The sequence below is a fragment of the Brevibacterium casei CIP 102111 genome, from assembly GCF_900169275.1.
Lineage (GTDB): Bacteria > Actinomycetota > Actinomycetes > Actinomycetales > Brevibacteriaceae > Brevibacterium > Brevibacterium casei.
The window spans coordinates 276,555-299,544 of sequence record NZ_FXZC01000001.1 but is presented as its reverse complement, the minus strand read 5'-3'; the positions used below and the strand labels follow the sequence as shown (position 1 = coordinate 299,544).

Below are 22,990 nucleotides of genomic sequence, written 5' to 3'. Positions count from 1 at the left end.
ACCATGCAGATCACCGTCACCGGCGCCTCGGGCCTGCTCGGGTCCTCCGTCGCTCGCGCGCTCGTCGCCGACGGTCATGCCGTGACCACCCTGCAGCGGCGTCCGTCCGGAGTCGACGGCGCCCGGGACGTCCTCGGGTCGGTGACCGATCCGGCGGCCGTCGCCGAGGCGGTCGCGGGCGCCGAGGCGATCGTCCACCTCGCGGCGAAGGTCTCGATGATGGGCGACCCAGCCGAGTTCGAGGCCGTCAACATCGGGGGCACGGCCACACTCGTCGAAGCCGCTCGCGCCGCCGGGGTCCCCCGGCTCGTCCACATCTCCTCGCCGTCGGTCGCCCACACGGGTGACTCGATCGTCGGCGACGGTGCGGGTCCGGCATCGCCGGAGCACGCCCGCGGTGAGTACGCGCGGACGAAGGCCGCCGGTGAGCTCATCGCGCTCGAGGCCGACTCCCCCGACTTCCGCGTCCTTGTCCTCCGCCCCCACCTCATGTGGGGACCGGGCGACACACAGCTGACGGAGCGGGTCATCGACCGCGCGAGAACGGGCCGGATGCCTGTTCTCGGTTCGGGGGCAGCACTCGTCGACACGCTCTTCGTCGACAACGCCGTCGAGGCGATCGTCGCGGCCGTCGCCGCCGTCGATGAGCACCACGGGGAGGCACTCGTCGTCACGAACGGCCAGCCGCGTCCGATCGGCGAGCTCATGTCGCGGATCGCGATCGCCGGTGGGGCCGCGGAGCCGACGCTGCGGATTCCGGTCGGACCGGCTCTGGCCGCAGGGTCCGTCGTCGAGCGGGTGTGGGCCCTCGGAGAGCACGACGACGAGCCGCCGCTGACACGCTTCCTCGCCGAGCAGCTCTCGACCGCGCACTGGTTCGACCAGCGCAGGACGCAGGAGGTGCTCTCATGGCGCCCACGCATCAGCATCGAAGAGGGGCTGACAATCCTCGCGGAGCACTACGCGGGCTGAGCTCCGCTCTCGCGCACGCTGCGGTCCGGTGCGACGGCCGTGCCCTCCCGCACAGTGCGGCAGTTGCTCAGGTTGTTGCCGCACAATGGGCCCATGACCGCGACACGGTCGTCTCCGGTCGTCCTGCTCGCAGGCGTCCCCGGGGCCGGCAAGACCGAAACCCTCAAGGAGATCCGGAGTCACGCCCCGTGGCTGCGGATCTCGGACCCGGAGTCGGTCCGTGATGTCGTGCGCCGGGCGCTGCCGTGGCTGCCCTACCCGGTGGCGCGGCCCTTCGTCCACACCATCGCCCACTTCGCGGCCCTGTTCCGTCTCCTCCGCCGAGGTGACCGCCCCCTCATCGTCCATGACCCGGGGACCCGCCGGTGGAGTCGGCGGCTGCTGCTGTGGCTTGCGCATCTGCGCGGGCACCCCGCCGAGGCGGTCTTCATCGACGTCGACCGCGATGACGCTCTGGCCGGTCAGGAGCGTCGCGGGCGGATCGTGCGCGGACCGGCCTTCGACCGGCACTGGCGGCGGTGGACTCAGCTGCGCTCACGCATGGTCGCCGGTGAGCAGCCGGGACCGGGCGAGAGGTGGGCCCGGATCGTCCTCACCACCCGCGACCGGGCCGTCGACGATGTGCTCGCCCTCATCGACCACGCCCCGCACTAGCGCCCGCGATTCTCTGGTCACTCCGCCGTGGCCCCCGCGATTCTCTGGTCACTCCACCGCGGTGCGGGTGCCCGAATCGGCTCAGCCGCCTCGGCGGAGTGACCAGTCAATCAGTAGGAGACTCGGTGCGGTGACCAGGGAATCAGGTTGGGACGACCACGGTCCTCACCGCAGCGAGCGCACCTCACCGTGACGAGCGCGTGTCTCCATCGGTGCCTCCGTCGGAGGCTGCCTCCGAGGCGGACGAAGCATTCCTCTCATCGTCGAGCACGTCGACAGACATGCCGGGCTGACCGACCGGCGGGGACTCGAGGGAGGAGCCCTGCGCCGAATCGTCCCGGTTGTCGTCGGTGACCGCGCTGTCCTCCCGCTCGCGTTCGCGCTCGGCGGCCTCCCGCGCGTGATCGGGTTCGATGTCGTCGACCGTCTCGGCGTCGGCCTCGGCGCGCTCCGCCTCTTTCGCCTCGGCCGCCCGCTTCACCGCGGTGTCCGGGGCCTGCTCGGTGCCGGACCGATCGGCGGGACCAGCGTCATCGCCGACCTCACCGAGCCGTGCTTCGGGCACCGGTGGCGCTGCGGTGCCCGGGGTCTCGGAAGCCGTTCGGCTCGGATCCGATGCTGTGCTTGATCGATCAGGCCCGGCGCTCGGCTTCTCGTCGTCACCGGAGGTCACGCTCTCCGCGTTCGACTCCTCGGCCCCGGCGGGCGGTGCGTCCGAAGCCCCGGCGGCGGAAGAGGTCTCCGCGGCGTCCGAAGCCCCGGAGGCGGAGGTCGCCGCGTCGTCCGAAGCCCCGCTCGAGGACGGGGCCCCCGCGGACTCGGACGAGCTGTCGTCCCTGACTCCCGCCTCGGCGGCGAGGCGGGCGCGTCGATCCGCACGGGCCTGCGCGCGTTCCTCGTCGCTCATCCTCGGTGCTCCCGGGATGCCTTCGCGCTGGCTGGGACGCACGGTCTCCCAGATGAGGAGGATGATGACCATCGTGATGCCGACGATGCCACCCATGGACAGTGAGTTCCACGGTCTCGGCAGTGAGAAGATGCCGGTGAAGGCGTTGACGACGAAGAGGGCGACGATACCGACGATGAGAGCGATCAGATAGCGCATCCTCCCATTGTGCCCGTCGATGGGAGCGAATACCGGGAGCCGGAGGTAACGGTTGGGCACCCCCACCTCGGCGAAGCAATGTGCCATGCGTCACAATGGGACCATGAATGCGATCTCCCGCCCCACCTACGACGATGTCATCGCAGAGATCTCCGCCTACCCCGGCGAGTACTGGCTCGAGCAGGCCAGGACGCTCATCGACTGGGTGAAGGAGCCGACGAGGGCCGTCGACGACTCCACCGCACCGATCTACCGGTGGTTCCCCGACGGCGAACTCAACGTCTGCTTCAACGCCCTCGACCGTCACGTCGCAGCCGGCCGCGGCGACCAGGCCGCCCTCATCTACGACTCCCCCGTCACGGACACCGTCCGCACGATCACCTACGCGGAGCTCCTCGACGAGGTCTCGCGCTTCGCCCGTGCCCTGTCCGACCGCGGCGTGGGCAAAGGCGACCGCGTCGTCATCTACCTGCCGATGATCCCGGAGGCGGCCGTCGCGATGCTCGCGTGCGCGCGGATCGGGGCCATCCACTCCGTCGTCTTCGGCGGCTTCGCCCCCGCCGAACTCGCCGTGCGCATCGACGACACCGCTCCGAAGGCCGTGATCTCCACCTCGGCGGGGGTCGAACGCGGACGGATCCTCGAGTACAAGCCGATGCTCGACGAGGCGATCGACCTGGCGGAGTCGAAGCCCGAGTTCACCGTCATCGTCCAACGCGACGAGCACCGGTGCGAGCTCGGCGAAACCGACCTCGACTACGCCGAGCTCCTCGCCGCCACCCCCGAGGGCATCGACCCGGTGACGGTGAAGTCGACCGATGAGCTCTACGTCCTCTACACCTCGGGCACGACGGGCAAGCCCAAGGGCATCGTCCGCGACTCCGGCGGATACGCCGTGGCTCTGGCCTACTCGATGCCGCACATCTTCGGCCTCGAGCCCGGGGACACGATGTTCACGGCCTCCGACGTCGGCTGGGTCGTCGGGCACTCCTACATCGTCTACGGGCCGCTGCTGGCCGGTGTCACCTCGGTCCTCTTCGAGGGCAAGCCGATCGGCACCCCGGATGCGGGCACGTTCTTCCGGATCATCGAGGACCACGGCGTCAACGTCCACTTCACAGCGCCGACCGCGATGCGCGTCATCCGCAAGGAGGATCCGGACGGCGCGCTCATCGGCAAGTACGACCTGTCCTCGCTGCGGGCCTCGTTCCTCGCCGGGGAGCGCCTCGACCCCGACACGTACGAGTGGACAACCCGGATCCTCGCCGAGGCGACCGGCCGCGACATCCCCGTCGTCGACAACTGGTGGCAGACCGAGACCGGCTGGCCGATCGCGGCCAACCCGCTCGGCCTCACGCGCTTCCCCCTCAAGGCGGGATCCCCGACGAAGCCGGTGCCCGGCTACGACATCGAGATCGTCGACCCCGGCGGCGCCCCGGTTCCCGCCGGCCAGGAGGGTCTCATCGTCATGAAGCTGCCGCTGCCGCCGGGGACGATGGCGACCGTGTGGGGCGATGACTCCCGTTTCGTCTCCTCGTATCTCTCGGCCTTCGACGGCTACTACCTCACCGGCGACTCCGGCTACCTCGACGAGGACGGATACGTCTACGTCATGGGACGCACCGACGACGTCATCAATGTCGCCGGTCACCGGCTCTCAACCGGAGTGATGGAGGCGGTCATCGCCTCCCATCCGGCCGTCACCGAGGCGGCCGTCATCGGCGTCCATGACGAGACGAAGGGTCAGAGCCCGCGTGCCCTCGTCGTGCTCGGGGACTCCGCCGAGGCGGTCGATCCCGACGAGATCGCCGCAGAGCTCGTGGCGATGGTGCGGAAGGAGATCGGTCCGGTCGCCGCGTTCAGACAGGTCGACATCGTTTCGGCGCTGCCGAAGACGCGTTCGGGGAAGATCCTGCGCAAGACGATGCGCGAGATCGCCGACGGCGCCGAGAACCCGGCCGTGCCGTCGACGATCGAGGACCGGTCTGTGCTCGACGCCCTCGAGGACGTGCTCCGGCGCGGGTGAGGACCTGGCGGCCGGGTGACAATGAGCCCGCCGGGCGACAATGAGCCCGCCGGGTGACTCCCAGCGGGCTCCTGGGCGGACGCTCGTCGGGCCGGGCGCGGCGGCAGGCCTCCGTCGATCTCCCACCGCCGCGTGATCCCCGTCAGTCCCGGGACTTCCTGCCCTGCTCGAACCCGGCGGCGAAACCGCGCTCGTAGGCCTCCTCGCGTCCCCGAGCGCCGGAGTCGGAGCCGCGCATCCATTGGGCGAAGAACTCACGCGGGTCGGGGTCGAAACCGCTGCGCGGATCGAATCCCCACCGGCCGCGCCGGCCGCGGCCCCGAGGCCCGAAGCCGTCGCACGACCCGTAGCCTTCGCGCGACTCCCGGTCGCCGCGGCGGCCGAAACGGCCGTCCGTGTCGCGCTCCCCGCCTCGGCGGGACCAGCCGCGTCCGTGCCCGAACGCGGTGCGCGGATCGAAGTCGTCATCGTCGGCTGAGACGTGATCGCGGTGCTCGCCGTCACGGTCTCCCGGGTATGCGCGCGGTTCGGACCCGTGGGGACCGAAGCGGCCAGGACCGAAGCCGCGGTCACGCCCGAATCGGCGCATCCGCTCCTTGAACGCGCGGCGGCTCTCCTCGTCGCCTCCGAGGGCGTCGATGAGCTTCGTCAGCGTGGCGTTGACGGATTCGATCTCCTCCTCGGTGAGGATGTCGTCGATCTTCGCGCTCACTCGATCCCGCAGCTCCCGCATGCGGTTGCGCAGCTCCTCGTCGGACGCCCGGTCGGTGGGGTCCTCATCGGTCCACGCGCCGTCGTCGACGACCTCGTCGTCATTGCGACGGCCGTACCCGCGCAGATCACGCGGGTCGATGCCCGCGTCGTCGAGAGCCCCGAAGAACTCCCTGCGCAGCGACCGACCGGCCTGCCTGAGCAGGTGGGCCAGGTGCGGGGCATCGTCGCTGACTTCGTGGTCGAGCGGCCGGTCCTCGTGGTCGAGCGGCCGGTCCTCGTGGTCGAGCGGCCGGTCCTCTGACGTCGCCTCCCCGTCGGAGGGAATCGGATCCGCACCGTCCTCCGGCGCGGACGAGCGGCCGAATCGGACGGATCCATCGGTCGCCTCTGCTCCGTCGTCGGCTCCCTCGCGTCCGCCGTCACCGGCGGTCGCCGATGACGAGCCCTCGGGTGTCGCGGGCGACGAGGTGTCACTCGTGTCGTCATGGAGGTCGTCGCGGCGGTCGTCATGGTCATTCTCGTTGTGGTCGTGGGTGGTCATGTCATCTCCTTTAGTTGTCATCTGACATGTATATGCATACTGACATGCACCCTGAAACATGTCAACAGACATGTAAAATCGAGGCATGACGACAGACAGCTCCACGGAGAAGATCGCCGAGGCGCTCACCCGCCTCCAATGGCGACGGGGCTTCCGCGGTCTCCCCGGCCACGGACGACACGGCGACCACGGCGGGGGCCCGAATCCGTTCGGCGGCCCCAATCCCTTCAGCGGGGACGGCCCCTTGTCAGGTCTCTTCGGCGAAGGAGGCCCGTTCGGCAAGGACGGCCCCTTCGGCGGGGACCGCGCCTCCGGTCGCGACGGAGACCACGGCCACCCAGGCCGCGACGAGTGGCGCGAATGGTCGCGCCGCCTCGGCGGCCGCCTCGGGGGACGTGCACAGCTGCGCCTCCTCATCGCCCTCGCCCAGGTCGGGCACGCGATCGGAGTGAGCGCCCTCGGGGAGGCGATCGGCGTCGATCAGCCGCGCGCGTCGCGTCTCGTCTCCCAGGGAGTGGAGCTCGACCTCCTGAGGCGCGAAGCCGATCCCGATGATGCGCGTCGCACGCTCATCGCCCTCACCGAGAAGGGGCGGGCGATCGCCGACCGCTTCCTCGGCGCGCAGAGGGAGAGCGTCGATGTCGCGCTCGACTCGTTCACCGACAAGGAGCGCGAGATGCTCGCCGACCTCCTCACCCGCCTCGCCGACGCCTGGCCGAGGTGAGAGACCCCGACGGGGCGTTGAGCTCTCGGGTTCAGCCTTCGGCGAGAGCCTTGAGACGCTCCATCGATGCGAGCAGCGTCTCCACGGTCGTCGACTGGGCCCGCGGAAGGCGTTTGGGATCGCGCAACCGCGTCCAATCGTAGGTCTGGCGCACGAGCACAGATTCGTCCCCGGCGGCCTCGATCTCCCAGATCCACGTGTGCCCGAGCGGAGGCTCACCGACCTCCGAGGGCATCCACGCGATGCGGCGGCCCTCGACGAAGTCGACGACGTGGTTCTCGCGCTCGACGCCCTTCGTCAGCGTCGTCACGAACGATCCGCCCGCCTCGGTGACCCGTTGGCCCGAGGCAGCGGACCCAAGGTTGTCGTTTCCGTCCCACTCCGGCTGCCTGGCCGGGTCGGCGATGAGTTCGAAGACCTCGGCACCAGGTGCGTCGACGGTGATCTCGGCGCTGACGACCTTGAGTGCGGGGTCGATCGCATCGAAGACCGCTGCATCGTCGGATCGGTTGGGGTCGGTCATCTCGGTTCCTTTCGGCCGGCGGCGCGGAATCTGCGCCCTGCCGTCAGACTACCCCGACCCCCGCCGAGGCGGTCCGGGCGTCGGCTCCAGAGCGCTCAGTCCTCGATGGCTCGGTCCTGGCGATCGGCGCGGGCGGCCGCGGTGCTGAATCGGGTGAAGAGCCTCGAGGAGTCGCTCGAGAGCGAGAGGAGCACGCCGACCTGAAGGGCGACGGTGATGAGCGAGTACATGTTCGTCGCGATGCTCCGATCCCCTGTGAGGTAGTTCGTGAACGAGATGACGACGGAGATCGTCGAGAGGGTGAGGATCCACAGTCTGGCCCGGTTGCTGCCGCGGAAGACCGAGATGGAGGCGATCACCTGGATGACGCCGATGATGAGGCTCAGTCCGACGAGGACGCCGGCGACGATCCGGGTGACGACCTCGGTCTCGGACGCTGTCACCTCGACGCCGACTCCGGCGACATCCGCCCGCAGGCGATCCCAGTCGAGGAGGATGCTGAGCACGTCGGTGGCCTGGAAGATGAGGAGGACGAGCACTAGGCCCGCGCCGATGAGCGTCTGCAGGGGTCGCCTGCTCCACAGGGTGCGGGCAAGGGCCGAGACCGAGTGGGCGTCCTGGTCGATCTGCGTGGCGTCGAGGGCGAGGTCGAGCCGTTCGGGGTAGTCCTCGGCATCGGTGGTCACCCTGCCGATGTCGACGATCGGCAGGTCACCGTCGGTGATGATCGCGTCGCCGCCGCCGTTGCGCGAGTGGTAGCCGGTCGAGAAGTCCCTGACGACGTCGACGCTGATCTCAGGGTCCGCCTCGGTGACGGTCCTGACGATGTAGTCGCGTTCGATGTCGGTGTTCTCCTCGATCTTGTGGGTGACCTGGAGGGTGAAGAGGGAGAGTCCGACGCTCTTGTCGTAGGTTCCTGCGGCGAGCCAGTCGGCCTGCAGTCCGCCCGGCAGCAGCCAACCCGACGGGCACTTCCAGAAGCGGACGTGATGGCGCTGCCCCGGATCGCCGTCGACTTCCTGCTGGTAGGCGAAGTCCTGCCGCCGACCGAAGAGCATGAGCGGGGAGACCGGCGCCTCGGGGTAGCTCGACCTCGCCACGGTCGACCGGATGATCCCCCACGTCGATGCCGCCGTGATGTCGTCGGCGAGCGTCCACCCTGCCGCCTTCATCGCGTGATGGATCTGCGCCTCCTCGCCCCGCCACGCGAGGTTGACCGGATCGCCGAGGAGTCCGTCTGAGGTCCGGGTCCGGCCGATGAAGTAGTTGGGGACGTAGATCTGGGAGAGGATGCGGTGCAGGCGCGGCAGCGCGAGGTAGGAGACGACCGCCCAGAGCACGAGCAGGGTGAGGACCTGCCACCACCCGAGGGAGAAGCCCTTGAGGAGGATGAGGAGGGCGAGGAAGAGGGAGGCGACGCCGCCGAAGAGGAAGAAGAAGTAGTCGAGGATGCCGGTGACGGTGAAGTGGTGTCGGCGGAACACGAAGGACTGCCGGCGGCGGTTGGGTCCGCGCTCGGGGGCCTGGCCGGGAGGGGGATCCGCGGAGTGGGCCTGGGGATTCATGGGTCAAGTCTAGCGATGTCGGCCGGTCTCGGCGCTGGTCCTTCTCCGTCGCCGCAGGGCCGCCTTCGCGGTCTCCGCGATCTCCTGCTCCGCATCATGGGTGAGTCCGGTGAGCAGGGCCTCGGCCTGAGGGTCCGGGATCTCGATGAGCACCTGGAGGACCCGGAAGCGCACATGGGCATCGGACGAACGCAGGCGCTCCCGCAGCGCAGCCATGATCGAGGCGCCGACGGAATCGCCGGTCGGTTCGCCAGTGTCCTCGCCGGTCGCCGCCCCTGCCCCGTCGACGACCGGAACCTCCACGCCGTCGACCGGAACCTCCACCTCGTCGCGGGACGGCGCATTCGCACCTCCTGCCGGGGGCACCTCTGCGAAGTAGCTGGCGAGCGCCTCGGCTGCGTCGATGTCCTTCTCATCGCTCATCGCGACCTCGAGGAGGATGGGCACCGCGACCGGATCCCGCATGTCCCCGAGCGCGAGCGCGGCGACCGTCCTCACCTCTAGGTCATCGTCGTCCAGCGCCTCCTGCATGGGAACCGCCACCGCAGTCGCGACCGCGACGTCATCCGCCGAGGCGGTCCTGCGGATCTCGTCGAGCGCGCGGATCGCGTTGCGCCTGACGGCGGGTTCGGCGGAGCGGAGTCCCGTGGAGAGCGGCACGACGGCGTCGGTGCCGACCTGGGCGAGCGCCCACCGCATCGCGCCGGCCGCATTCGGCACGGCTTCGTCGAGCACGGCGCGGGAGAGCGACTCGACGGGCACGCCGCCGTCGACGCCGCTGCCGAGAGCGGCCTTGTGGCGCTGGATGACGTCACGCGACTCGAGGGAGCGCATGAGGTCGATCGCCCCGAGCAGGCTCTCCCCGTCGGTGTAGCCCAGTCGCCGGATCTCCTCGAGGCGGTCGAGCAGTCTCCGCTCGGTCTCGATCCGCTCGTGTGCAGCCGCGATGAGGTCGGTGACGAGCGCCGAGGCGTCGAATCCCGGTTCGGCGAGGAGGCGGCCGACCTCGGGCAGAGACAGGCCCAGCCTGCGCAGACCTTCGATGTGGAAGATCCGGCCGATGTCGCTCGGCGAGTACTCGCGGTACCCGTTCGACCCCCGGGCACTCGGGGTGACGAGGCCCAGAGTCTCATAGTGGCGCAGCATGCGCGCGCTCACACCCGATCTGCGGGAGACCTCTCCGATGCGCATCGCCACCTCGCTCTCCGCGCAGAATCCCGGTCCGCGGCTCCGGTGTCCGCCCCGGCTCACGCGGACGTCGCCACTCTCTCGGTCGTCGCGCTATGGTCTCGCGAGAGCACACAGCACTCTACTCGCTGGGCCACGACGGTCAGAGTCCTGTGCCCGACGGTTCGGAGGAAGGAGTCCGAGGCATCGGCCATGCGCCACGGTGGTCGAGCTTGCCCCTCTCGACCACCACACGCATCCGACCGACCCTTCCCAAAACCGGTTCAGGCCGATGCCTCGGACCCCAGTGCGACCACCCGCTTGGCCTCGTCCATGGCGTGGGCGAAGCCGGCGTCGGGGTCATGGAACATCGCCACTGTCGCCAGAGCGTGTGTCCGCACTGTTTCTTCCTCTGCCCCCACCCTGCCATCGACCACTGACACGACTTCGTCGCCGAGGGCGACGAGTGCCCGGCTGAGGCTCTTCTGCATCTCGACGTCACCTCGCCCCAGCTGCGTGACCAGGGACGATGCAAGATCTCGGTGTCGGTCTCCCGGCACCAGACGAACCGCGGCCCTCCACGCACTGCGGGCCGCCTCGGCGTCGGCATGGGCGATGAACCGCAGACCCGACACGGACGGGTCGAGGGCGACCCAGCCACGCGGATCCCCGATCTTCGACAGCGAATGCAGGGCCTGGCTCTGGGCCTGAACGGAATCGGACTCGAGCTCGGCGAGGAGGCGGGGCACGACGAGGTCGGCAGGCAATCGGGTGAGCGCCCAGGTGAGCATGTCGCGGACGAAGAAGTCCGGTTCCGTCCGGCTGCGTTCGATGAGGACGTCGAGGTGGTCGGGGTCGGCGTGCGTTCCGATCGTCATCGCGGCCTGCAGTCGCTGCTGCGCACTGCCCAGCCGCAGAGCGCGGGCCACATCCTGTACTCCTGTCTCAAGCGATGCTCCCGCACGTCCGTCCTGCGGATGGTTCTCTGTCATGGCTTCCGCCTCCTTCACCTCCCAGTGAAGACCTTGACAGCGTGTCAAGGTCAAGGACGGCGGGGGAACTCGGCTCCGAGTCGGTCTACACTCGGACTCAGCGGCACCCCGTCGCCCGAGCGGACACCGTGGACCCCCGCGGACACCGTGAACCCGCGGGGACACAGAACAGGCGACCCGCTCCCCCGAATCGAGCAGGACACGGCTGAGGAGAGAACCCGTGGACAAGATCGATCTCAAGAAGACCCTGCCCGGCTACCGAGCGAAACGGGGGACGTTCGCGACGGTCGACGTTCCACCGATGAACTACCTCATGATCGACGGCCATGGCGATCCCAACACCTCGCCGGAGTTCACCTCGGCGGTCGCATCGCTCTATCCGCTCGCCTTCACGCTGAAGTTCCTCAGCAAACGGGAAATCGAGCGCGACTACGTCGTCCCGCCCCTCGAAGGCCTGTGGTGGGCCGAGGACATGAGCTCCTTCACGACGGCCCGGAACAAGGCCGACTGGGACTTCACCCTCATGCTCGCCGTCCCCGAGTGGCTCGACGGAACCCACGTCACCCGGGCCGCCGAGGCGGTCGCCGCCAAAGCCGATCCCCCGCGTCTCGGTGACGTCCGGTTCGAGACCCTGGTCGAGGGAACCGTCATCCAGACCCTCCACATCGGACCCTTCGACGCCGAGGCCGAGGTGCTCGCGCACATGCACGAGTCCGTCATCCCCGAATCGGGATACGTCTGGACGGGGCGCCACCACGAGATCTACCTCAGCGACTCCCGCCGGACGGCACCGGAGAGGATGCGGACGATCCTCCGGCAGCCGGTGGAGCCGGTACAGCCTCGGTGAGGCGCGGGCTCAGTCTCCGTACGTCCATCCTCCGGTCACCGCGCTCGGCGAAGGCTGCACCGTCTGCACCGATGCCGGAGGGTTGCTCACCTCGGCGCCGGAGTTCACCCCCGTGGACACGACGACGACAAAGAACACGACGGCGACGACGATGAGCATGACGAGGAACGCGACCCCAGCGACGAGGAGGCGGGCAAGCGGAGTGAGACGACGACCGTAGGGCATGTCCAGAGCCTACGGCGAGAACTCCGACTCCGGCGCCGCTGCCGCGTGGCAGTTCGGCAACACCGGGTGCCCGGTCAGCCCGGCTCCCACCGCGCCGTGATCGTTCTGTGACAAAAAGCATGGCGTGGTCACATTGACCCTTAAGTTTGTTGCATTATCGTTATATTCATGCCTCGACAGACACGACACCGCAGGGGACCCCGGTCCGTGCTCGTCGGTGCCCTGATCGGTCTCGGGGCAGCGGTCGCAGCACTGGCGATCGGTGCGGTCGTCATCCTCAATTCGCCCGTGTCCTTCGGCTCGACGACGATCAGGCAGATGCAGATGGCCTCGGTGAACCAGCTCAACCAGCAGCAGATCGACAACGCCCGCCTCATCATCGCCGTCGGACGCGGCGGCGGATTCGACGACGAAGCGATCCGGATCGCGCTCATGACCGCGCTCCAGGAGTCCTCGCTGCGCAACATCTCCCACGGCGACCGGGATTCCGTCGGCCTGTTCCAGCAGCGCCCCTCGCAGGGATGGGGCGATCCGTCCGAACTCACCGACCCGGTGTTCGCGACGAAGTCCTTCTACGGCATCAATCCCGAGATCGAGAATCCCGGGCTCAACCAGATCGAGAACTGGGATTCGATGACTCCGACGGAAGCCGCTCAGGCCGTGCAGCGTTCGGCGTATCCGAACGCGTACGGGCAGTGGGAGTCGCTCGCCGACGATCTCATCGGCAGTCAGGACGACGTGGAAGCGCTCCACTGACAGGCGCTACACTTCCCTGGTGAAGTTCACCAGCCCCCTCCCCATCACTGCCCTTTCAGCCGCCGCGGTCATCGGACTCGGCGGCTGCTCCGTGCTCCCGTCCTCCGCCGGAGCGCCCGACGGTCCCTTCCCGCAGACGATCGACTCGCCCTACGGGACGACGACGATCGAGGACGCACCGACGAAGATCGCGGTGGCCAGTCCGACCGACCTCGACATCGCGCTCGCGCTCGGTGCCGAACCGGTCATCGCCCCGGCAACCGGCGGCGATGACGAGTTCAGCCCGTGGGTGCAGTCCGCGCTCGAGGACTCAGGCGCCGAGGCGCCGCAGACCTACGACGGCACCGACGGCCCTGACATCGCCGCGATCACGCAGGCCGAGCCCGATGTCATCCTCGCCACCGGCCTCGAGGACGCGGGCGACCACTTCGACGACCTCTCCGAGATCGCGCCCGTCGTCGCCGCGGCACCCGACGCGACCTGGACGGACCGGACGGCAGCGGTGGCCACCGCCCTCGACACAGCCGACAAGGCCAAGCAGGTCGTCGGCGACATCACCACCGAGGCCGAGGACATCGCCGGTCGGCATCTCGAGTTCGAGGACACGACGTACACGGTCGCCGATGTGCAGAAATCGTCGATCGACTACCTCTCCTATGACGGCAGCGACGACAGCTTCTTCAGCGGACTCGGTCTCCTGCCCGCCTCGGCGGCATCGTCGTACTCGGCGGAGGAGCACTCGGTGAAGAAGGCGAAGGTCGACGACCTCGACGCCGATGTCCTCCTCATCCACTTCCCGGACACGGGCAAGGGGCTGCTCGACGAGTCCGACCTCGCCGACCCGTTCTACCGCGAGGTCAAGGTCATCCGCGGCAAGCACTACGCCGTCCTCAGCGACGACGAGTTCGCGGCCCTGACGAACCTCTCACCGCTGAGCTATCCGTGGCTGCTCGACGAGCTCCCCGACGCCATCGGCAAGGCCGAGCAGGGCGAGGCCTGAGCCCGACGTGTCGGTCCGGACGATTTGCCGAGCGCGAAGCCTGTTCCGGTAATCTCTATCCATGGCTGACTCTCCAGAATCCGTCCCGGTCAACGCCGCCGTCGAACAGCTGCTGCGCAATCCCGAGGACAATCTCGACGCCATCTCCGAGACAGCCGACCTCTTCAAGGCCCTCGCGACCCCGTCGCGGCTGAAGATGCTCCTCGTCCTCGCCCACGGCGAGGCGACGGTCACGCACATCGTCGATTCGACCGGGCTGTCCCAGCCGCTCGTGTCCCAGCATCTGAAGTTCCTCCGCGGTCTCCACCTCGTCGGGGTCAACCGGATCGGCCGGGAAGCGTACTACTCGCTCAAGGACGACCACGTCGCCCACATCATCCTCGACGCGCTCGCGCACACCGTCGAGGGACACGAGCACTGACGCGCTGACCCGGCGCACCAGTGATCCCACCCGGGGCGCTGACCCGGCGAACCAGTGATCCCACCTGGGGCGAGCGCCGCGCGCACGCCCGCCTTCCCGAATTTCCCGCGGCGGCGGAGACGTCACTTCATGTACTCGAGCACCCGGTCGAGCGCCTCGGCGGTGCGATCCGCTCCCACGGCCAGGGACAGTCGCACCGAGCGCCAGCCGTCCACGGAATCGAAGTCGTCACCGGGGGCGAAGGCGACTCCGGTCGCCTCGAGGAGGTCCTCGCACCACTGCGTGGCCGTGGCGAACCGGCCGCCCGAGCGCTCGAGGATGTCATCGATGCGCGCATACATGTAGAACGCACCGTCGGGCGGGGCCATGTCGGTGAACCCGAGCTCCGCGGTCGCGTCGAGGACGTGGTCACGGGCGTGGGCGAAGGACGCGACGTTCGCCTCGCATTCGGCGTAGGACTCCGGGTCGAACGCGGCGACCGCGGCGTACTGGGCGGGCACGGGCGCGCAGAGGGCGAGGTTGCCGGTGACGTTGCGGGCGGCCGTCGTCAGCCGCTCGGGCAGGATCGCCCACCCCAGCCGCCACCCCGTCATCGCCCAGTACTTCGAGAACGACGAGATGACGATGGCTTCGTCGTCGTGGGCGAGCGCTGTCTCCCCGCGGGTGCCGATGTAGCTGATGCCGTGGTAGATCTCGTCCGAGATGACCTGCACCCCGTGGTCGCGGCACCAGGAGATGAGCTCGCCGAGGTGGTCGGCCCCGATCATCGTCCCCGTCGGATTCGCCGGGGATGCGAGCATGAGGCCCTTGAGCGGGGCCTCGGCGTGCGCCTGCTCGAGGAGGTCGATCGTCGGTTGGAAGCCGTGCTCGGCCCCGCAGTCGAGTTCGACGATGTCGGCGCCGAGGGCGGCGAGGATGTTCTTGTACGCGCCGTACCCGGGTCGGGCGACGGCCACTCGGTCGCCGACGTCGAAGCAGGTGAGGAACACCGTCTGGAAGGCACCCGAGGAACCGGTGGTGACCTGGATGCGGTCGATGGGGATGTCGACGCCGTACCAGTCGCGGTAGTGGGAGGCGATCGCCTCACGGAGTTCGGGGATGCCGAAGACCGCGGAGTAGCCGAGATTGGTCCCGTCGGTGAGGATCTCGGCGGCGCGACGCTTGACCGGAGACGGCGCACCCTGGGTCGGTTCGCCCAGGCACATCGCGATCGCGTCCCGACCGGCCCGCTGCATCGCCTGGACCTTGCCGACGATGTTCATCGCCGCGAACGGGCGGACGAGACCCGCCCGGTCGGAGACGTGCAGGCTGCGGGTGTCGTCGACGGTCATCGTCGGCTCCCTTCCTCGAGTGGCGGTTGAGCTCTCGGCGTGCCCGCAGTCGTAGTCAGCGGGTTTCGCATAGTGCACATGCTAGCTGTCGTGTGCCGGAGGGGCTTAGGGTGAGGGCGGATGGGCACGACCCTCCGCACACGACGACACGACTTCGACGGCGAAGGAGCAGGGACGATGAGCACGGAGAGCACAGGAGCGGAGACGAGCCGTGCGGTCGGGGGCGTCGGCGGCGCGGGCGGTGATGCGGGTGTTGGCGCCGGCGACACCGGGGCTGGCAGTGGCGCGGGCGACACCGGGGCTGGTAGTGGTGCCGGCGACACCGGGGCGACCGGCGAGGTGCAGCTCGACAACGGGATCTTCCGAGTGACGCGGTGGACGATCGAACCCGGCGGTGTCATCCCCATGCACCGGCACAAGCACGAGTACGTCGTCGTCCCTATGGTCACCGACACCATGCACGTGCGGAACTCCGACGGCACAGAACTCACCGCCGAACTCCAGGCAGGGGTCTCCTACACCCGTCCCGCCGGGTCGGAGCACGAGGTCTCGAACCCCGACGGCGAGGATGCCGTCATCTTCGTCGAGGTCGAGCGGCTGTAGGGGCTTACGGCGCAGGGGTGTGCGGTCATCGACCGGCGCTGACGCGCGTGTCGAGGACGCGCAGTGTCGATTCGGCACGCGGAAATCGACACTGCGCGTCCTCAAGTCGGTTGGGCACCGGCGGCGCGTGCCAGCCCACGCACGCCATCCGCCCACTCAGGCAGGGACGTCCCACGTGTGGACAGGGCGGCCGCTCGCCTGGTTCTCGAGGTAGGCATCCATCATTGCTTTGAGCCCCTCACGGCGCTCCGGCGAGTCCGGTCGGCTTCCCGGGGCGAGGTGGTCGAGCATGCGCAGCTGCCACGTCGCACCGTTCGCCCTGCCCGAGGCCCGGCCCTCGATGATCGACATGTACTCCTCGATGACGTCCTTGTCGATGTTGAGCCGTCGCAGTCCGCGCCGGGCCTGCGGGATGAGGACGTCGATGACGAGGTCGGAGACGGCGATGTGCCCGATCTTCGGCCACGTCACCCGGGCCCTGATCCCGTCCTTCGCACACGCGAAGAAGTTCTCCTCCGCCTCGGCGAAGGACATCCGGGACCACACGGGACGGTTCTCGCCGACGAGGAACTCGGCGAGCCCGTAGTAGAAGGCGGCGTCGGCGACCATGTCGACGGGCGTTGGGCCCGCCGGCAGCAGCCGGTTCTCGACCCGGATGTGCGCGCCGTTGTCACCGGCATCGTAGATCGGCCGGTTCCAGCGCCACACGGTGCCGTTGTGGAGATTGAGCTCGAAGAGCTTCGGGGCGTCGGCGTCGCTGAACTCGACGAAGTCCTTGATCTCGGGCAGCAGGGGCGGGAAGTAGCGGACGTTCTCCTCGAAGAGGTCGAAGACGCTCGTGATCCACCGCTCCCCGAACCACACGCGCGGGCGCACGCCCTGCGTGACGAGTTCGGGTGTGCGGGTGTCGATCGACTGGGTGAAGACCGGGATCCGCGACTCGTGCCAGAGCTTGTGGCCGACGAAGAGCGGCGAGTTCGCGCTCACCGCGACCTGGGCGGCGGCGATCGCCTGGGAGGCGTTCCACGCCTCGGCGAACTTGTTCGGCGCGACCTGGAGGTGAAGCTGCATCGACGTGCACGAGGACTCGGGGGCGATGTCGGCGAATTCCTGCCGGTAGGTCTCGCGACCGTCGAGTTCGATCTTGACGAACTCACCGCGGGCGTCGATGACCGAATTGGACAGAGCCTCGTAGCGGTTCTCCTCCGTCATCCACGGGTCCTCTTTGAGGAACTGCGTCGTCAGCGTCGGAAGAGTGCCGATCGAGGCGACTCTGAGCCCCTTGTCGGCAGCGGCCCTCTGAGCCTTCGCGAGCCGATCGGCGACCCCGGCTTCGAGGGTCTTGAGTCCGCGGCCGGCGACCTGGAGGACGGGATGGTTGAGTTCGAGATTGAACCCGCCGATCTCGGACTGGTACTCGTCGTCGAGGTCGCCGAGGACGTCCTTGTTGCGCAGGCTCGGCTGGTTGTCCTCGTCGATGAGGTTGAGTTCGAGCTCGAGCCCGATCGTGCCGGCCGACTTGAACTCGGCATGCCGGAGGTAGGTGTCGAAGAGCTCGAGATTCTCCGCGAGCTTCTCGCGGTACAAGGTCCGCTCTTCCGGTGTGTACCGTTTCGAACTCACTGCCTCACCCATGCCTCAAGCAAACCACACACGACGGGAGTTATGAGGGGCCAGGTCCCGACTTTCTCACAGCCGACCTTTCCCCCACGCGTCCATGGCGATGCGGACGCAAGCGGTGCCCCGCACGCGCGAGCCGTAGAATCGGCGACATGTCGACCTCTGTGAATTCGCCCACTCAGCCCTCTGACCTCGTCCGCGACTCCGAGGAGCGCCTCCCGGCGATGCTCGCCGACCTCGCTCGCGTCATCGGCGTCGAGACGCCGTCCTCGGACAAGGCCGCCGTCGCCCGCGGGGCGAGCGACTTCGCCGACCTCCTCCGTGAGCGCCTCGGCGCCGAGGCGGAGCTGCTCACCGTCGACGGCGTCACCCATGTGCGCCTGCGCTTCGGAGACGGGCCGCCGCGCGTCGTCCTCCTCAATCATCAGGACACGGTGTGGCCCCACGGGACGATCGAACGCCTCCCCTTCTCGACCGAGAACGGGGTGGTCCGCGGTCCCGGCAGCTTCGACATGCTCACCGGGGCGATCATGAGCGTCCACGCGGTCGCAATCCTCGCCGACCGCCTCGGCGAGGGCGGGCTGGAAGGACTGTCGATCCTCATCACCGGTGATGAGGAGGTCGGGTCCGTGAGCTCCTCCGATCTCATCCGCGCCGAGGCGGCCGAGGCGAATGCCGTCTTCGTCATGGAGGCGAGCGCCGACGGTGCGCTCAAACTCGAACGCAAGGGAACCGGGATCTACACCCTCGTCTTCCGGGGCCGGGCATCCCATGCCGGGCTCGAACCCGAGAAGGGCGTCAACGCGGGCATGGCGCTCGCGCTCACCCTGCCGCTCGTTGCCGGCCTCTCCGACGCCGAAGCCGGAACGACGGTCGTGCCGACGACGATCACCGCCGGCACGACCTCGAACACCGTCCCCGCCGAGGCGCGCGTAAGTGTCGATGTCCGTGCCCGGACCGCGGCCGAACTCGAGCGCGTCGACTCGGCGATCCGCGCCCTCGCCGCCGAACCGACGCTCGAGGGGTCGACGACCGAGGTCATCGGCGGCATCAACCGCCCGCCGTTCGAACCCGAGGCGTCGGCGGCACTCTTCGACCGAGCAACCGTGCTCGCCTCCGAGCTCGGAATCGCCGCCCCGCTCGGGGTCGCGGTGGGCGGCGCCTCGGACGGGAACTTCACTGCCGGCGACGGGATCCCCACACTCGACGGCCTCGGCGCGGTCGGTGACGGTGCGCACGCCGAACACGAGCACGCGGTCATCGCCGAGATCGCTCCGCGCACCGCTCTGCTCGCAGCACTCATCGCCGATCAGCTGGCGAAGTAGGCGACCCGCGCGCCTCATGAGCGCCGCTGGTCGCTCGTGTGCGCCGGCGGGATCTCACTCCACCGGGAATCCCTCGGCCCGCAGGTCGGCGGGCGACTTCGTCGTCAGCAGCCAGTCGCGGAGGAGGGAATCGGGCACGATGCGTCGCCGGTGGATGAGACGGTCGCTGCCGACGAGATAGAAGCGGTAGCCGAACTCGTCGAGGACGGCCATGAGTTCGGCCGGCTTCGCCCGGTCCTCGAGGACCTCGCAGAGGATGTCCGGGTGCAGCACCGCGAGGAAGTCACGGCCGTATCTGAGGACGTCGTTCTCCGCGCCTTCGACGTCGATCTTCATCGTCACCCGGGTCGTCCCCTCGGGCAGCTGCGGCAGGAGTTCGTCGAGAGAGGTGAAGCGCACGTCGACGCCGTCGGCGAAGTCCATGCTCGCGGCGTAGAACGACGGCAGCGCCGAACCGCCGTCGCCCGTGGGCACCTGCATCGTCGTCCCCGGCCGGCCGACGCCGGTGGGGTGGACCGTCACCCGGTTCCGCAGGCGGTTGCGCGCGACGTTCTTCTCGAGGCCTGCGACGACAGCGGGAATGATCTCGAAGGAGTGCGCGACCGTGGTCGGGTTGGCGGCGAGGACCGCCATCGTGAACACCCCGGTGTAGGCGCCGATGTCGACGAACACCTCGGCGTCCCTGCTCAGCTCAACCATGAGGTCGAGGGCGAACGCGTCCTCAGGTTCGGTGCGCCGACCCTTGCCCCAGTAGAACTCCTTGGCGATCTCGCAGCGGAAGGGATCGACGAGGACGAAGTCGCCTCCCCCGGCACGACCGGCCACCTCGGTGAGGCCGATCGGGGCGGGCAGACGACCGACCTTGATGCCCCGGACGCGGGGCGCGACGGCGCGCATGAGCGGGTGGAGGAAGGGCTGCGCGAGCGCGGCCTTGATGGGGAGTTTGAGCCCGAACCACTTCTGCTTGCGGGCGGTGAGGCTTCGCAGGTAGTCGTTCATCGTGGGCCCCTTCGGTCGCGTGGCCTCTTCGGCCCACCGTACCAATGACCGGGACCGCTGACTACCGATCACGTGCGGGGCCCTAAGCTGGTGATCAGGTTCAACCGTCCCCACTGCGAAACAGGAGCTCGGCCGATGAAGCTCGTCTCGATCACCCTCCACCAGGTGTCCATTCCCCTCGTCACCCCGTTCGAGACCTCGTTCATGCGGGAGACCGAGAAGGACTGCTACCTCGTCGAGGCGACGTTCGACACGGATCGAGGAGAGGTCACCGGGTGGGGCGAATCGGTGGCGATGATCTCCCCGCTCTACTCCTCCGAGTATGTGGCCGCCGGCATCGACGTCACCCGCCGCTGGCTCGCTCCGATCCTCTTCGGCGTCGACGATCTCACCGCCGAGACCGTCGGCTGGCATCTGCGCCATGTCGTCGGCCACCCGATGGCGAAGTCCGCGCTCGAGATGGCCGTCATCGACGCGCAGCTCCAGCTCAACGGCCAGTCATTCAAGTCCTATCTCGGCGGGGTCGTCGATTCCGTGCCCTCGGGTGTGTCCGTGGGCATCCAGGACACCGTCGAGGAGACCGTCAGGGTCATCGGGGACTACCTCGAAGAGGGGTATGCCCGGATCAAGCTGAAGATCAAGCCGGGCAAGGACATCGCCCCGGTCGCCGCCGTGCGTGAGGCCTTCGGGGACGACTTCGGCTTCCAGGTCGACGCGAACGCCGCCTACACCCTCGTCGACGCCTCCCACCTGCGCCGGCTCGACGACTACGGTCTCCTCCTCATCGAACAGCCCCTCGGTGAAGCCGACATCCGTCAGCACGCGGAGCTCGCGAAGCTCATGGAGACCCCGATGTGCTTGGATGAGTCGATCGTCTCCGCCGAGGCGGCCGCCGACGCGATCGCCCTCGGCGCCGCGGCCGTCATCAACATCAAGCCCGGCCGGGTGGGCGGCTACATCGAGGCGAAGCGGATCCACGACCTCTCCGCGGCCAACGGCGTGGCCGTCTGGCACGGTGGAATGGTCGAGACCGGTCTCGGCCGCGCGGCCAACGCCGCCCTGGCCTCCCTCCCCGGCTTCACCCTCCCTGGCGACATCTCCGGGTCGAACCGCTTCTTCCACGAGGACATCACCGAGGAGATCGTCATGCACGACGGTCGCGTCGACGTCCCCGACACGGTCGGCTTCGGTGTGACGATCGACCCGGCGAAGCTCGAGAAGTTCCGCACCGAATCGATCGACATCCGCCCGGAGGGGTGAGGGACGGGCACGCCCGCCGCTGGGGCGCCTACTGTCCGAGCCCGACGACGCTGATCATGATCGGGGCAAGGACGATGATGAGGATCGCACCGGCGATGTCGAAGGTGAAGCCGGTCCTGATCATCGTCGTGATCGGCACGGCCCCGGTGCCGTAGACGATCGCGTTCTGCGGTGTCGAGACCGGAAGCATGAACCCGAACGAGGCGGCGAAGGTCGCGGCCATCGCCGGCACGAACGGGTCGATGCCCGCGGCCTGGCACAGCGGGATGACGATCGGCACGATGACGGCGGCGGCTGCGGTGTTCGAGGTCGTCTCCGAGATGAGGATCGCGAGGATGACGGAGACGATGGTGATGGTGAGCATGCTCGTCACCCCCAGAGTGTCCGCGAAGCCGGTGCCGATGGTCTCGGCCAGTCCCGTGTCGGCGAGGAGCGAACCGAAGATGATGCCGCAGCCGAAGAGGATGATCGTGCCCCAGTCGATCTTCGCCGCCTGACTCCACGTCAGGGTCGGTTCGCGCCGCTTCCAGTCGACGGGGAGGATGAAGAGCAGGGAGGCTCCGATGACCGCGACGATGCCCTCGTCGAGGCGGGAGTCGAGGAATTCGTAGACCGCTGAGTCGGTGCCGGCGAAGAGTGCGGCGAACGCGGGCAGCAGCCAGAGCAGGACCGTGAGGCCGAAGGCGAAGAGGGTGTTCTTCTCCGCCCGGGAGACCGGACCGAGCTCGGCCAGCTCCTTCTTCACGTACTCCTCGACGCCTTCGATCTTCCGGATCTCCGGCTTGTTGAGAAGGAGGAGGACGATGGCGAGGACGATGAACATCGCCACGCAGATCGGCAGGGCGACCGCCATCCACTGCCCGAAGGAGATCTTCTCCCCCGTGGCCTCCTCGATGAGGCCGCGGCCGATGAGGTTCGGAGGCGACCCGACTGGGGTGAGCAGACCGCCGACGCTCGCGCCGTAGGCGAGCATGAGCAGCAGGGCGGCCCCCACGCGCAGCCGCAGCGGATCGAAGTCGGGCTTGACGATGCCGCGGGACTGGAGGAGTTCGGCGATGACAGCGAGGATGCCGAGTGCTGTGGGCATGAGCATCGCGACCGTCGCCGTGTTCGACACGAACGCGGAGAGCACACAGGTGATGAGGCCGAAGGCGATGATCACCCGGTACACGGACTTCCCGACGCCCGGCAGCGAGAGGACACTGAGCGCGAGACGCTGCGCGATGCCGTGTTGGAGCATCGCCTGGGCGAGGATGAAGGCGCCGATGAACGTGAAGATCGTCGACGAGCCGAAGGGACCGACCGCATCGGCGGCGGGAACGATCCCGAGCACGACGACGACCCCGACGCCGAGCAGACCACCGATGGGAATCGGCACCGGTTCGGTGATCCAGAGGACGATGACGCCGAGAAGGACGGCGGCGAGCATGTGCTGCTGATACGTGAGGTCGAGGGGAAGGAGCGCGAAGACGATGGCGATCGCCGGAGCGAGGATGAAACCTGACGTCATCCGGGCCCGCTCGAACCTCTCCTCCCGGGGAGAGAGCTTCTGCTCACTGAGGCTGCGGAAGGTCTTGCCGCCCAGCAGCGCGTCGCGCACATCGGTCATGGGAGTCGACG

At 68.6% G+C, this 22,990-nt stretch carries 22 protein-coding genes; 11 read left to right on the top strand and 11 right to left on the bottom strand.

Features of this window, described 5'->3' with window-relative positions; translation table 11 throughout:
* Window positions 1–3: 3 nt before the first annotated feature.
* Together BC102111_RS01360 and BC102111_RS01355 are read left to right on the top strand one after the other, a co-directional pair.
* A complete protein-coding gene (locus BC102111_RS01360) occupies window positions 4–972 on the top strand; it encodes an NAD-dependent epimerase/dehydratase family protein (protein WP_101623619.1) in 969 nt (322 codons plus the stop codon).
* A gap of 93 nt (window positions 973–1,065) precedes the next feature.
* Entirely contained in the window at window positions 1,066–1,626 is a 561-nt protein-coding gene (locus tag BC102111_RS01355) for a P-loop nucleotide/nucleoside kinase family protein (protein WP_101623416.1), read from the top strand.
* 184 nt (window positions 1,627–1,810) lie between these two features.
* Here BC102111_RS01355 and BC102111_RS01350 read toward each other — a convergent pair whose 3' ends face one another.
* Window positions 1,811–2,731 (bottom strand): pro-sigmaK processing inhibitor BofA family protein, encoded by a 921-nt coding sequence (locus tag BC102111_RS01350; RefSeq protein WP_101623415.1) that lies wholly within the window; start codon window positions 2,729–2,731, stop codon window positions 1,811–1,813.
* A 103-nt stretch (window positions 2,732–2,834) separates the two neighbouring features.
* Here BC102111_RS01350 and BC102111_RS01345 point away from each other — a divergent pair, with 103 nt between their 5' ends.
* The gene (locus BC102111_RS01345; RefSeq protein WP_101623414.1) at window positions 2,835–4,757 is read left to right on the top strand and encodes an acetate--CoA ligase; all 1,923 of its coding nucleotides are present in this window, start codon (window positions 2,835–2,837) and stop codon (window positions 4,755–4,757) included.
* 142 nt (window positions 4,758–4,899) lie between these two features.
* On the opposite strand, the gene BC102111_RS01340 is transcribed toward BC102111_RS01345, so the two are convergent.
* Window positions 4,900–6,012, bottom strand: coding sequence for a hypothetical protein (locus tag BC102111_RS01340; protein ID WP_101623413.1), 1,113 nt, complete (start codon window positions 6,010–6,012; stop codon window positions 4,900–4,902).
* Window positions 6,013–6,097: 85 nt separating this feature from the next.
* On the opposite strand from BC102111_RS01340, the gene BC102111_RS17945 reads away from it, so the two are divergent.
* Window positions 6,098–6,736: a MarR family winged helix-turn-helix transcriptional regulator gene (locus BC102111_RS17945; RefSeq protein ID WP_232252517.1), complete on the top strand. Its 639-nt coding sequence runs from the start codon at window positions 6,098–6,100 to the stop codon at window positions 6,734–6,736.
* Window positions 6,737–6,767: 31 nt separating this feature from the next.
* Here the strand turns inward: BC102111_RS17945 and BC102111_RS01330 are convergent, their stop codons facing one another.
* From BC102111_RS01330 to BC102111_RS01315, 4 genes are all read right to left on the bottom strand, one after another.
* Complete coding sequence (locus BC102111_RS01330) at window positions 6,768–7,259, bottom strand: SRPBCC family protein (protein ID WP_101623412.1); 492 nt, start codon at window positions 7,257–7,259, stop codon at window positions 6,768–6,770.
* A 95-nt stretch (window positions 7,260–7,354) separates the two neighbouring features.
* The gene (locus tag BC102111_RS01325) at window positions 7,355–8,824 is read right to left on the bottom strand and encodes an LssY C-terminal domain-containing protein (RefSeq protein WP_101623411.1); all 1,470 of its coding nucleotides are present in this window, start codon (window positions 8,822–8,824) and stop codon (window positions 7,355–7,357) included.
* A gap of 9 nt (window positions 8,825–8,833) precedes the next feature.
* Window positions 8,834–10,015 carry a MerR family transcriptional regulator gene (locus BC102111_RS01320; RefSeq protein WP_232252518.1) on the bottom strand — a complete coding sequence of 394 codons (1,182 nt, stop codon included), beginning with the start codon at window positions 10,013–10,015 and terminating at the stop codon, window positions 8,834–8,836.
* A gap of 260 nt (window positions 10,016–10,275) precedes the next feature.
* Window positions 10,276–10,983: a HEAT repeat domain-containing protein gene (locus tag BC102111_RS01315; RefSeq protein WP_051995552.1), complete on the bottom strand. Its 708-nt coding sequence runs from the start codon at window positions 10,981–10,983 to the stop codon at window positions 10,276–10,278.
* Window positions 10,984–11,203: 220 nt separating this feature from the next.
* Here BC102111_RS01315 and BC102111_RS01310 point away from each other — a divergent pair, with 220 nt between their 5' ends.
* A complete protein-coding gene (locus BC102111_RS01310) occupies window positions 11,204–11,830 on the top strand; it encodes a GyrI-like domain-containing protein (RefSeq protein WP_101623409.1) in 627 nt (208 codons plus the stop codon).
* Window positions 11,831–11,839: 9 nt separating this feature from the next.
* On the opposite strand, the gene BC102111_RS01305 is transcribed toward BC102111_RS01310, so the two are convergent.
* Window positions 11,840–12,055: a hypothetical protein gene (locus BC102111_RS01305; RefSeq protein WP_101623408.1), complete on the bottom strand. Its 216-nt coding sequence runs from the start codon at window positions 12,053–12,055 to the stop codon at window positions 11,840–11,842.
* A gap of 168 nt (window positions 12,056–12,223) precedes the next feature.
* On the opposite strand from BC102111_RS01305, the gene BC102111_RS01300 reads away from it, so the two are divergent.
* From BC102111_RS01300 to BC102111_RS01290, 3 genes are all read left to right on the top strand, one after another.
* Window positions 12,224–12,811, top strand: a complete 588-nt coding sequence (locus BC102111_RS01300) for a transglycosylase SLT domain-containing protein (protein WP_205772259.1) — start codon at window positions 12,224–12,226, stop codon at window positions 12,809–12,811.
* A gap of 19 nt (window positions 12,812–12,830) precedes the next feature.
* Window positions 12,831–13,811 carry an ABC transporter substrate-binding protein gene (locus BC102111_RS01295; RefSeq protein WP_167560636.1) on the top strand — a complete coding sequence of 327 codons (981 nt, stop codon included), beginning with the start codon at window positions 12,831–12,833 and terminating at the stop codon, window positions 13,809–13,811.
* Window positions 13,812–13,872: 61 nt separating this feature from the next.
* Window positions 13,873–14,232 (top strand): ArsR/SmtB family transcription factor, encoded by a 360-nt coding sequence (locus BC102111_RS01290; protein ID WP_009378672.1) that lies wholly within the window; start codon window positions 13,873–13,875, stop codon window positions 14,230–14,232.
* 122 nt (window positions 14,233–14,354) lie between these two features.
* Here the strand turns inward: BC102111_RS01290 and BC102111_RS01285 are convergent, their stop codons facing one another.
* Window positions 14,355–15,563, bottom strand: coding sequence for a pyridoxal phosphate-dependent aminotransferase (locus BC102111_RS01285; RefSeq protein ID WP_101623406.1), 1,209 nt, complete (start codon window positions 15,561–15,563; stop codon window positions 14,355–14,357).
* A 177-nt stretch (window positions 15,564–15,740) separates the two neighbouring features.
* Here BC102111_RS01285 and BC102111_RS17940 point away from each other — a divergent pair, with 177 nt between their 5' ends.
* Window positions 15,741–16,166, top strand: coding sequence for a cupin domain-containing protein (locus BC102111_RS17940; RefSeq protein ID WP_101623617.1), 426 nt, complete (start codon window positions 15,741–15,743; stop codon window positions 16,164–16,166).
* Between the two features lie 156 nt (window positions 16,167–16,322).
* Here the strand turns inward: BC102111_RS17940 and BC102111_RS01275 are convergent, their stop codons facing one another.
* A complete protein-coding gene (locus tag BC102111_RS01275) occupies window positions 16,323–17,801 on the bottom strand; it encodes a glutamate-cysteine ligase family protein (protein ID WP_040341873.1) in 1,479 nt (492 codons plus the stop codon).
* Between the two features lie 137 nt (window positions 17,802–17,938).
* On the opposite strand from BC102111_RS01275, the gene BC102111_RS01270 reads away from it, so the two are divergent.
* Entirely contained in the window at window positions 17,939–19,111 is a 1,173-nt protein-coding gene (locus tag BC102111_RS01270; protein WP_179952592.1) for a M20 family metallopeptidase, read from the top strand.
* Window positions 19,112–19,165: 54 nt separating this feature from the next.
* On the opposite strand, the gene BC102111_RS01265 is transcribed toward BC102111_RS01270, so the two are convergent.
* Window positions 19,166–20,110 carry an FkbM family methyltransferase gene (locus BC102111_RS01265; RefSeq protein WP_101623405.1) on the bottom strand — a complete coding sequence of 315 codons (945 nt, stop codon included), beginning with the start codon at window positions 20,108–20,110 and terminating at the stop codon, window positions 19,166–19,168.
* Window positions 20,111–20,245: 135 nt separating this feature from the next.
* Here BC102111_RS01265 and menC point away from each other — a divergent pair, with 135 nt between their 5' ends.
* The gene (gene menC, locus BC102111_RS01260) at window positions 20,246–21,370 is read left to right on the top strand and encodes an o-succinylbenzoate synthase (RefSeq protein ID WP_101623404.1); all 1,125 of its coding nucleotides are present in this window, start codon (window positions 20,246–20,248) and stop codon (window positions 21,368–21,370) included.
* A 28-nt stretch (window positions 21,371–21,398) separates the two neighbouring features.
* Here menC and BC102111_RS01255 read toward each other — a convergent pair whose 3' ends face one another.
* A complete protein-coding gene (locus tag BC102111_RS01255) occupies window positions 21,399–22,979 on the bottom strand; it encodes an SLC13 family permease (protein WP_197464178.1) in 1,581 nt (526 codons plus the stop codon).
* Between the last annotated feature and the right edge of the window lie 11 nt (window positions 22,980–22,990).